This is a genomic window from Microbacterium sp. BF1 (genome assembly GCF_019279095.1).
In the GTDB taxonomy this organism is placed as follows: Bacteria; Actinomycetota; Actinomycetes; order Actinomycetales; family Microbacteriaceae; genus Microbacterium; species Microbacterium maritypicum.
Genome location: NZ_JAGYWT010000247.1, coordinates 1 through 3,649, shown reverse-complemented (window position 1 = coordinate 3,649; position 3,649 = coordinate 1). Strand labels below are relative to the sequence as shown.

At 61.8% G+C, this 3,649-nt stretch carries 3 protein-coding genes; 2 read left to right on the top strand and 1 reads right to left on the bottom strand.

What is annotated here, in order from left to right; all coding sequences use genetic code 11:
* Nucleotides 1–1,422, bottom strand: a 1,422-nt coding sequence (locus tag KZA10_RS09745) for a cytochrome P450 (RefSeq protein ID WP_218682763.1), incomplete at its 3' end; no start/stop codon positions are given.
* Between the two features lie 87 nt (nucleotides 1,423–1,509).
* Here KZA10_RS09745 and KZA10_RS09740 point away from each other — a divergent pair.
* Together KZA10_RS09740 and KZA10_RS09735 are read left to right on the top strand one after the other, a co-directional pair.
* Nucleotides 1,510–2,103 carry a TetR/AcrR family transcriptional regulator gene (locus tag KZA10_RS09740; protein ID WP_218682762.1) on the top strand — a complete coding sequence of 198 codons (594 nt, stop codon included), beginning with the start codon at nucleotides 1,510–1,512 and terminating at the stop codon, nucleotides 2,101–2,103.
* A gap of 602 nt (nucleotides 2,104–2,705) precedes the next feature.
* The gene (locus KZA10_RS09735; protein ID WP_218682761.1) at nucleotides 2,706–3,527 is read left to right on the top strand and encodes an AraC family transcriptional regulator; all 822 of its coding nucleotides are present in this window, start codon (nucleotides 2,706–2,708) and stop codon (nucleotides 3,525–3,527) included.
* The last annotated feature ends 122 nt before the right edge of the window (nucleotides 3,528–3,649 follow it).

Below are 3,649 nucleotides of genomic sequence, written 5' to 3'. Positions count from 1 at the left end.
TGCGGTCGGGGCCGGCCGGGGGGCGGGGTTGAGGGTCGCGGCGGGGCGGCGTGCGGTGACGCGGATGCGGAGGTCTTCCGGTTTCATCGTCAACGACTCGTGGATGGACAGTTCATAGTCCTGATCGTCGAGAGCGAGGTCGAAGCGTTGCAGCATCATCGCCAACACCAAGTGCGCTTCCTGCATCGCGAACGGTCGACCTATGCAGGCTCGGGCGCCGTTGCCGAACGGTTTCCACGCATTCGGCGGCAGGAGCTCGGCCCTGGCCGGGTCGAACCGCTCCGGCACGAACGCCTCCACATCGTTTCCCCATACGGTGGTGTCGCGGTGCAGGATCGGGGACATCACCATCACGGTGTCTTCCGGGGTGAGTTCGTACTTTCCTGCGAGCAGGGTCGTCTCGTGCGGGGCGACCGCGAACCCGGCCGCGGTCGGCCACAACCGCAGCGTCTCCATCAGAATCTGCTCGAGATACCGCAGCTTCCCCAGATGCTCGAGTTGCAGCGCGTCATCGCCGGCGACCTCATCCACCATGGCGCGGGCCTTCTCCATCACGTCCGGGTTGCGCAGCAGCAGGTAGGTCGTGAACGACAGCAGCCCACTGGTGGTTTCGTGACCTGCGACGAGGAACGTCACCATCTGGTTCGCGATGTTCTCATCCGAGAGTCCCTCCCCCGTCTCGGGGTCGCGGCCGTTGAGCATCCGCCCCAACAGGTCGTCCTTGGCCAGGCTGTTCGGGTCGGCGCGGCGATCGGCGATCAGTTCCCCCGCCACCGTGTGCAGCAGCGCCGTGTTCACGTCGAACTTCCGGTTCCCGGTGAAATCCAGCGCGTTGACGAACTTCGGCCGCAACGACCGGCTCAACGCGGTACCCAACGCGCCCGTCATCGCCCCCACAAACGGGTGCAGCTCGTCCTGGTAGAAGCTGTTGAACCGGAAATCGAACGCACACAACGAAATCGTGTCCAGCGTCAGCCGGGTCATGTCGGCGGGGACGTCGATCACCGCGTCCGATCCGAACCGTTCCCACCGCAGCATCATCTGCTCGGCGATGTCCCGCATCCCAGGGAACATCGACCGGACCCCCAACGGCCCGAACGCGGGCACCAAAATCCGGTGCGCCTTCCCCCAGTTCGGCTCATCATCATGAGCGGTGAACAACGCGTCCGCGACGATCGGACGCAGGTTCTCCAACGTCACATCGATCTTCTTCCCGAACCGCGATTCATCACACAGTTCGTTCACGATCTCCTGCGACCCCGCGATGTACATGTCGTCCCCGGCAATGGAGATCTTGAAGAACGGACCATACGTCTCGGCCAGCTTCATCAGTCCCTGGACCGGCTTCGCGGTATCGACATCGAACAGGTTCCCTACGAACGGCTTCGTCGGCGGCTGCGGTACATGCATCAGATCGGGCACAACGATTCCTCCTCTATCAAGTAGTTGGTGACCACCTCACTTTATTTTACGATTGTAAATCTTGCAAGATTGAGTGAGACTGGGATCATGAGCACCGTCGAACCGATGGACCCGCGTATGCAGCGCAGCCGCAACGCGCTGGTGGATGTCGCCACCCGCCTCCTCGACGACCGCGCGGTCTCGGACATCAGCATCACTCGACTCGTCGAAGAGGCCGGCGTCACCCGACCCACCTTCTACCAGCACTTCCCCGACATCCCGGCCATCGCCCGCGCCGCCGCCCTCACCCGGCTCGCCGCCGCAAGCCCCATCCCCGAGCCGATCCCGGTCGCTGAGCTCACCCCGGCGCAGATCCGCGACATCGTGGCCGCGCAATTCCTCCCCGACCTTGTGCACCTTGCCAAGCACCGAGACTTCTACCTCCGTGTCCTCGACGGCGCCACCGACCTCAACCTCCTCACCGAACTCGTCGCAATCTCTCTCGAACGCGCAGCCCCTGAGCCCTTCGAACATGCCACTCGCGGGCAAGTCACGTCTGCGCACGACCTCATGACACTCATCGCGGGCGGTGCCACATGGCTCATCATCACCTGGCTCCGCGACAGCGATGAAGGCCCAAAGATCCTCGCTGATCGCATCGCCACCACGGTCACAACCGCCTTCGGCTACCGCGAGCCCTGACGTAGAGATCACAGGTTCGTGAGACCGAACTTCCCCTACCTCAACTGTCGCACCGCCCTGCAACTGATGCGCTTGGTGGATTTCGATAGTTCGGTAGGTCCCTCGCTCCCAAACCGAGGAACCACAATCCCTGTCGAAACTAGACCTCGGGAACCTCGCACGAACCCGGCCAGTTTCGTTGGACGTGATCCTAAAAGCGAGGAGCACGAAGCGCCGGCTTTACGCTCCATCTGTGATCTGCGCTCTTCAGTGATCCAAGCTCCTCTGAGCCACTTGCGTATTGGCGGAGGGTTGCGTGCACCTCACCATCCGACTTGCGTCCGCTCTGTCCGTGGAATTGATAGCAACTATGCCGGCGCTCGTATCCAGCCGCTCGACGCACGCATCCAACACGTCGAAGGGAAGTCGATCCAAACAGGCCACGACAGCTCAGTGAGAGTTGTCGATCCGCTGTCTACGCGTCCCGCATCCCAACAGGCTCAAACTTCCGTCGACTTCGCAAATGTCCTGGTCTCGGAGCTGGCGCGCCCAATCCAGCGATTCCGTTCGTCGACCGCCGGCATGGAGCGCTGACCCTCGCTACTCATAAAACCGCGCCGAACATGCATTCACTGACGAGATTCGAAGTGAATAGCTATACGCCGATCGTCGTGCGCACTCGCACTGACCATCTCGCGATCGCTCCGATCGCCTTCGACTGTGTGAAATTGATCGTTGTGCGAGCCGGTGGCGCACTACTGTCTGGCGAGTTCGGGAATCGCAATGTCGAAGTGGGTGACGTGATCGTGCTCGCCGCGAATACGCTCTGCGGAGCAGAGCCGGAGGACTGGATCACCGCCACGACGCTCTACATAGATCGTGACTACGTGATCGACCAAGTGTTCTGGCAGCACGCGGCTCAGTTCCGCGACCGTCGTGATGCCGTCGACTTCCTCGACACCCACTATTCGCAACCAGCACAAGTGATCCGCATCGGCGAGGACAGGGCCGGGATATTGATGCCGTGGCTCGATGAACTTGCCGCGCTCAGCACCGACGGAGCTCCCCCACACCGGTTTCATCGCATGCAGGCATTGCTGTTTGCCGTGCTCGATGTCGTCCTACCGTTACTGGCCGTGTCCAATGCAGGTCGAAAACCGATCCAACGAACAACTACGCTTCCCACACGCCCGCGGCACAGACAGTTTCGACCGTTGCGTCCGGAGGCCCGGGAGGCGGCCGGAATGATGCGCTCCAAACTCCATCACCGGTGGACAGTCTCCGAGATTGCTGACAGTACGTACTTGTCCACATCGCAGCTGCGCCGGGTGTTTGTTGAAGCCTTCGGAAAGTCGCCGATCGCGTACCTCACGATGCTTCGAGTCGAACGCATGGCCGAACTTCTCAGCACCACCAACTGGCCGATCTCGCGAATCGCGGAGTAGTGCCCCATAAAGTGGTGTAGCCCGTGGTGGCCGGCTCGTCGATCGCGACGAAGTGCGGTCACCGCGTGATCCTTCGAGGAAACTCTCACATCCCACTCGAAAGGCATCATCACGATGACCGC